The organism is Myxococcus vastator (genome assembly GCF_010894475.1).
Classification (GTDB): domain Bacteria; phylum Myxococcota; class Myxococcia; order Myxococcales; family Myxococcaceae; genus Myxococcus; species Myxococcus vastator.
The window spans coordinates 1-6,150 of the sequence record NZ_JAAIYB010000480.1; the positions used below are offsets into that span (position 1 = coordinate 1).

Sequence of the window (6,150 nt, forward strand, 5' to 3'; positions counted from 1 at the left end):
GTGCCCCTCCCCCAGGATGGTGAGCAGCCGGCGCACCGGCTCCAGCTCCCCATCAGGTGGCCGCTGCAGTTGGAAGCGCAGGAGCCCCTCCACCATCGGGCCCGCGGCGACGGCGAGGAAAGGCCCCACCCACAGGAGCCCCGTGAAAGCGGCGACGCCTATCACTCGGCGGGCCCGCCTGAGGTCACCCGCTCCTCCCAACGCCCACGCCACCGCGACCACCCACACCCCCGCGGTCAGCTTGATGGCGCACGCGGTCGCGAGCAGGACGCCCGCGCAGACATCCCGGCGCAACGCCCGTCCGGTGTCCGCGGGGCGTAGCAACACCCACGCCGTCCCCAGACAGGCGAGGTTCAGCGCTGGCTCCAGGAAGGGGCCCCGCTCCGTGGCCGCCGCCTCCGGGGAGAGGGCATAGACGAGCGCCGCCACGACTCCCGCGCGCGTTCCCCAGCGCGCCTGAACGATGCGGCCACACAGCACCGCGCTCAGGGCCCCGAGCAGCGGGATGAACCCACGCACCACCGAGAACGCCGTGGCCGCGTCAACGCGCCCGCCGAGCGCGGCCAGCGGCCCCAGCAGCACCACGATGCCGGGCGGGTGGACGAAGAAATAGTCACGGTAGGGCAACACCCCGTGCGTCAACAGCGCCGCGGCGCTGAAGTAGACGCCCTCGTCGTAGTCCACCGGGTAGCCCAGGGCACCACCCCGGTGGAAGAAGCCCGCGACGCGCAGCAGCCACGCCCCCGCGCCGATGAGGAGCCAAGGCGCCCATGGATGCTGGGCCGTGCTTGATATGGCTTTCAGGAACCGGTCGGAGCGCACCGGCGCAGCGCGTACCAGAGGCCCACGAGAGTGTCGAGCACGAGACGTTGGCACCTCCAGCCCAGCGCGGAGTCCCGCGGGCCGGGCGGGATGGACCGCCCCGGAGGGCTGATGACTGTCATGAACCGACAGCCGCGCGACATGACGAGAGGGATTGAGGGTGCGTCAGGTATATCTGGCGCGACCGTGGCCGCCCGCCCACGCCCTGTGTCTGGCCATGGTCTTTCCCTGACGCAAGGAGCCCCACATGGCCCACAAGTCCCAGCCGGACTACTCGAGTCGTGCCCTGGATGAATTGAAGCAGGCGTTGCGCGAGCGACTGAAGACCAACCAGCTCGCGCACCGAGAGCTGCTGTGGGAGTCAACCCACGGCAGGGAAGCCCCCATCGAGGACGGGCGGGACGTGGAGGCGTGGTTCCTGGGGCCCCGCGCGGAGAACGCGGACGTCTTCGAGCAGTTGGTGCTGGAGGCCTTGAGGGACCACGCCTTCTGGCGCCGGAACTTCCACCCGATGGACCCTCCCGCCATCACCCAGAGCATCAAGAGAGATCCGGGCTACCTCCGGGCGCTCGACACGCTGCACACGGAGTTCAACAACCTTCTGGCCGAGCTGAAGAAGTCCGCGCCGTTCTTCAGCATGCGCTACCAGGGCCACATGACCTGGGACCAGACGCTCCCGGGCATGGCCGGCTACTTCGCGGCGATGCTCTACAATCAGAACAACGTCGCGCTGGAGGCCTCGCCGCTGACGACGGTGCTGGAGGTCCGGGCCGGCGAGGACCTGTGCCGGATGGTGGGCTACACCCAGAAGGGCGACATCCGCCCCTGGAGTCACCTCACCAGCGGTGGCACCACCGCCAACATCGAGGCGATGTGGGCCGCGCGAAACCTGAAGTTCTATCCCCTGTCCCTGCGCGAGGCCATCCAGCGGGAGTCCGCGCTGGCCGCGGCGAAGTCGCTTCAGGTGACGCTGCCCTCGGGGACCCGGGCGCGCCTGCTCGACCTGGATGCGTGGCAGGCGTTGAACCTGGACGTGGACGAGGTGCTGGGCATCCCCACCCGCATCCAGGAGGAGTTCTCCATTCCGGTGGAGACGCTGACGGCGCGCGTGGGCAACTACATGCTTCAGGACCTGGGGCTCGTGGAGTTCACCCGCCGCTACCTGGGGGACATCCCGGCCCCCGTGTTCATGGTCCCCGGCTCCAAGCACTACTCGCTCCCCAAGGCGGCGGCGATTCTGGGCATCGGCGCGGACCACATGTTCAGCATCCCCCTGGATGAAGAGGGGCGCATGGACGCGTCGGCACTGGAGGCGCGGCTGGACCAGTGCAAGGCGGACCGGCAGCCCGTCATCGCGGTGACGGCGGTGATGGGGACGACGGAGGAGGGGCTGGTGGACCCGCTCGCGTCCGTGCTGGCGCTCCGCCGGCAGAAGTACCATCCGCAGGGCATGTCGTTCTGCGTGCACGCGGACGCGGCCTGGGGCGGGTACTTCGCCTCGCTCCTGCGCGCGCCGCCGAGCACCGACAAGAGCCGCGCGGGCCCGCCCGCGCCGGTGCTGCCCCTGAGCCGGTACGTGACGCAGCAGTTCGAGGCGCTCCCCGAGGCGGACACCATCACCGTGGACCCGCACAAGACGGGCTACCTGCCCTACCCCGCTGGAGCCCTGTGCTACCGCAATCAGTCCATGCGCAGCCTGGTGGCCTTCGAAGCGCCCTACATCAACACGGCGGGGAGCCAGGAGGACCTCACCGTGGGCAAGTACGGCATCGAGGGCTCCAAGCCCGGCGCCGCGGCGGCGGGCGTGTACCTGAGCCATGCCGTCGTCCCACCAGACCAGCGGGGCTACGGGAAGATCCTCGGGAGGGCGCTCTACAACTGCAAGCTGTTCCACGCCCGGCTGCTGATGATGAACTCCGCGGCCAGTGACTACGTCGTGGTGCCGGGCCCGCGCTTCAAGCTCTCCGAGCCCCTCAAGCGCAAGTACGGCGGAGAGCAGCAGGCGCTGGAGACCCTGCGGCATCAAATCATGGGCGTGCCGCAGGAGAAGCTCCTCACCGCGTCGGGGGAGGAGGAACTGGAGTTGCTGCGCGAGACGGGCGCGGACCTCAACATCCTCACCTACGCCTTCAACTTCACCTCCGGGCAGGGCCTCAATCCGAGCCTGGAGGAGGCGAACACCTTCAACCGGAAGATCTACGAGCGTCTGGGCGTCAAAGCCGACGGCCGCGACATCTACGGCTACCGGCTCCTGGTGAGCACCACGGACTTCATCGAGGAGGACTACGGCAAGAAGTTCTTCGATGACTACAAGACGCGCCTGCTGGGAAGCGGCGCGACCTCGGGGCGTGGCGAGGAGGGCCGAATCACCGTGCTGCGCTCCGTCATCATGGACCCCTGGATTACCGAAGACCTCCAGCGCCGGCCGTTCCTCGACACCATCATCGAGGAGCTGCGCGCGGCCGTGGAGGACGCGCTCAACGAGATGCGCGGGACGGCATCGAAGCGCCACCGCTGACGAGCCGCGGACACGACCGGGGTTGTGCCCATCTCTCGCGGAGCCACATGCCGCCGCGAGAGATGAGGTGTAGGCGTCCGGCCAACGTACCCGCATGGACGTACGTCTCGACGCACAAGAGCGACGCCTCGACTGCCGAGGAGACGACCGCCTGGCTCGAGGGCGAGATCGAAGCCGCGACGAGATCCGGCTTCTCCTCCTCTCCTCCATTGCACCCAGCAACAAGTGTTCCGCACAACATCACGACAGTCATTGACGGTTTTTGCATGAATCCCCACCGCGCAGCCCACGGCCGGGTGCCTCTGCGCAACATGTGCAGCCGAGAATGCGATTCCCTGGCGCCCTGGAGCACTGGAAAGCAGTACCAATCAGCCAGACTTCATCACGAAGTCAGCAAGGAGTCCGTGCGCCTCGATGACGCTGGCATCCCTCGGGTCGATCGCCGCGACCGTATCGTCGTATGGGTCGAGGGAGAAATAGACCATTCCCGATGACTGAATGAGCGCCTTGTAACCAGGAACGAAATAGAACTCCTGGTCCTCAGACCATCGGAATTCGAGCCGGGTCACTTCCGAAAAGAGGATGCGCAACTCTGCCACGGGGCTTTCTGGTCGAGGGGAGCACACGAGTTCCAGTCGCACTCCACTGACAGCTGCGACGCGCGCCGTTATCGACAGAATCCTCCCGTCATGCAGCGCCCATTGTCGTGCAATCTCATCAAGTGCTCGCGCCCCCTCGAAAGTGCTCATGGGCCCCACCCGCGATCGATGACGGCGCTGTCTCTCACGCGCTCCTCCTCAGGTACCAGCACCGCGGGGAGAATACTCGACCGACAGCTCGTCCAAACAGTTCTTCCACTGGCCGTAGAGCCTCTGCTCGTTCAACTCGCGGCTACCAAGATCGGGCTCGTCAGAAGGCATGTATCGGATGAACCGGGCGATACGCTCTGGGTACCCAAAATCGGCATAGATCTTCTCGACCATCTCCAGCGGATCAGCGAAGTGCTCCCTGTTGATGAACACCCAATCCAACACGAGGTAGAGCCACTTGCCTTTTATCGCCTCGGCGTCCTGCCTTGCCTCGGCATCCGCGAGTGCCCCCACGTAGTCACGAGGCGACCTCCACGGCTCCAGGCCCGCCAGATCAACGAGCGCCCGCGCAGGCCCATCTTCGATGCCGAGCTGCTCGACAGCTTTTTCGACCGGCACCTCGGAAGACAAGAGCTCGTTGTCCATGCCGAAAAGAACCTCGCGCCAAGTAAGCCGCGTCCTCTCCCGAAGGAACCCATAGGGAATGCCGAGCTTTACCAAATCCATTGGCGCCCTCACCTTGCGTTCTGATTCGGCGTTGCCAGCCACGAAATCCACCTGCGACTCGCGCCGCGACAGGGAAATCCCACTCATCGTGCTACGCTTCCGTTTTGCCCCTCGTCAAACGCTCACCCGCAAGGCAGTAATCGTCCGGGCACCTACGCGCCAGAGGGCCTCCACGTCATGACGACAAGTCCATCATCCGCGACTCGCTCGACATTCCTTGGAGCGTTCTTCAGACGAAACTGAATCGTCTCACGGACCACCAACACATCTGGGAATCCGACGTCAGAGTAGCGCCAGTCAATGAGTTCACCTCGCACGAAGTGATCGTCCCAGTCGCGATCTTCAGTCACCCCCTCGGGGTCATAAATGAACGCGATGACATGCTCACGCTCGTTGCGGACATACTCCAGGAGCACTTCTCCAACGAGAGCTCGGTCCTGTGGCGACGTCCCCTCAAGCCCAAACTCCACGACAATGACCTCCCCCATGACTCGGACACGACAGTAAATGTCCTCCTGAGCGCCCAGCCACCACTGGAAAGCAACTTCACGCTGCTCTCGAAGGAGCCGCAGCAGGGAAGTCTCCGGTGAGGGAATCTGTTCCCCTTCTGCATCAATGATAAAGGTGCGCCCATCCTGGGGACGCGCCAAAGAAGCTCCTGCGCGATGGAGTACGCTCCTGAGTCCAGTAACAACCTGCTCAGAAACCCCGAAACGATATAGCGCGACAATCCGCTCGCTCATATTTCGCTCAGTGTCCAGTAACGAAGAGGTCCTCTGCGCCAAGCAACTTCATTGCCAGGTCAATTTCCCCTGCATTGGGCCGCAAGACAGAGAGCTGGCGAGTCATCGAAAACAGGTGTTCAGATTAGAGCGTCGACCCAGGTCCGCAACCGGGGCGCCACCTGGGCCTCGCCACGCACGCCGGGTTCCGCATCCAGAAGCAGCGTGTGGAAGCCTCGGGCTTCCAATCCCTTGCACATCTCCGCACGCACCTGCGCATCCGGTGCGAACAGAATGCAGCCGTCCCCGCCACCCGCCCCGGACAACTTGCCTGCGGCGCCATACGCTGCCGCCAGCGCCAGTACCCGGCGCATGCCTTCCGTCTCCAGCGGCCCCAGTTCCAGCAGCAGCGCGTGCTGCGCCTTCACGGCCGCGGAGAAGGCCCGGAAGTCACCGCCGCTCAGCCCGTCCTCAATCGCGTGGCCCAGCGTGTCCGAGCGCTCCACGAAGCTCCGGCGGCCCGCCTCCTCCAGCCGCGCCTCCACCTGACCAATCAGCACCCGCGTCGAGGCGCTCTCGCCCGTGAAGGCATACGCCATGGACACCCGGGGCGAAGGCAGCCGCCACACGTCCACCGACGGAGACTCCGCCAGCGCCGCGCGCAGCCGTCCGGTATTGCTCGCCTCAATCAACGGCGCCACGTCGTAGCGACGGTAGCGCAGCACGCCTCCGGCGAAGCTCGTCGCCACATCCCCGCCGCTGCCCTTCCCGC

The 6,150-nt window shown here is 65.8% G+C and carries 5 protein-coding genes and 1 pseudogene; 1 reads left to right on the forward strand and 5 read right to left on the reverse strand.

Annotated features, from left to right (window positions below):
• On the reverse strand, nt 1-822 hold an 822-nt coding region (locus tag G4D87_RS31815), incomplete at its 3' end, for an ArnT family glycosyltransferase (protein WP_338045012.1).
• Between the two features lie 247 nt (nt 823-1,069).
• Between G4D87_RS31815 and G4D87_RS31820 the strand changes: the two genes are divergently transcribed.
• Nucleotides 1,070-3,340, forward strand: coding sequence for a pyridoxal phosphate-dependent decarboxylase family protein (locus tag G4D87_RS31820; protein ID WP_240358772.1), 2,271 nt, complete (start codon nt 1,070-1,072; stop codon nt 3,338-3,340).
• Nucleotides 3,341-3,708: 368 nt separating this feature from the next.
• On the opposite strand, the gene G4D87_RS31825 is transcribed toward G4D87_RS31820, so the two are convergent.
• The 4 genes and pseudogenes from G4D87_RS31825 to G4D87_RS31840 form a co-directional block, all read right to left on the reverse strand.
• Complete coding sequence (locus G4D87_RS31825) at nt 3,709-4,089, reverse strand: hypothetical protein (RefSeq protein WP_163786452.1); 381 nt, start codon at nt 4,087-4,089, stop codon at nt 3,709-3,711.
• Between the two features lie 48 nt (nt 4,090-4,137).
• Complete coding sequence (locus G4D87_RS31830; protein WP_240358773.1) at nt 4,138-4,743, reverse strand: DUF2247 family protein; 606 nt, start codon at nt 4,741-4,743, stop codon at nt 4,138-4,140.
• Between the two features lie 65 nt (nt 4,744-4,808).
• The gene (locus G4D87_RS31835) at nt 4,809-5,399 is read right to left on the reverse strand and encodes a hypothetical protein (protein ID WP_240358774.1); all 591 of its coding nucleotides are present in this window, start codon (nt 5,397-5,399) and stop codon (nt 4,809-4,811) included.
• Between the two features lie 119 nt (nt 5,400-5,518).
• A pseudogene (locus G4D87_RS31840) lies at nt 5,519-6,150 on the reverse strand (mevalonate kinase family protein); the annotation flags it as partial.

What these genes read in the sequence shown, in the direction of transcription:
- G4D87_RS31825 (WP_163786452.1), bottom strand. Translation starts at nt 4,089, where the DNA reads ATGAGCACTTTCGAGGGGGCGCGAGCACTTGATGAGATTGCACGACAA.
- G4D87_RS31830 (WP_240358773.1), bottom strand. Translation starts at nt 4,743, where the DNA reads ATGAGTGGGATTTCCCTGTCGCGGCGCGAGTCGCAGGTGGATTTCGTG.
- G4D87_RS31835 (WP_240358774.1), bottom strand. Translation starts at nt 5,399, where the DNA reads ATGAGCGAGCGGATTGTCGCGCTATATCGTTTCGGGGTTTCTGAGCAG.
- G4D87_RS31820 (WP_240358772.1), top strand. Translation starts at nt 1,070, where the DNA reads ATGGCCCACAAGTCCCAGCCGGACTACTCGAGTCGTGCCCTGGATGAA.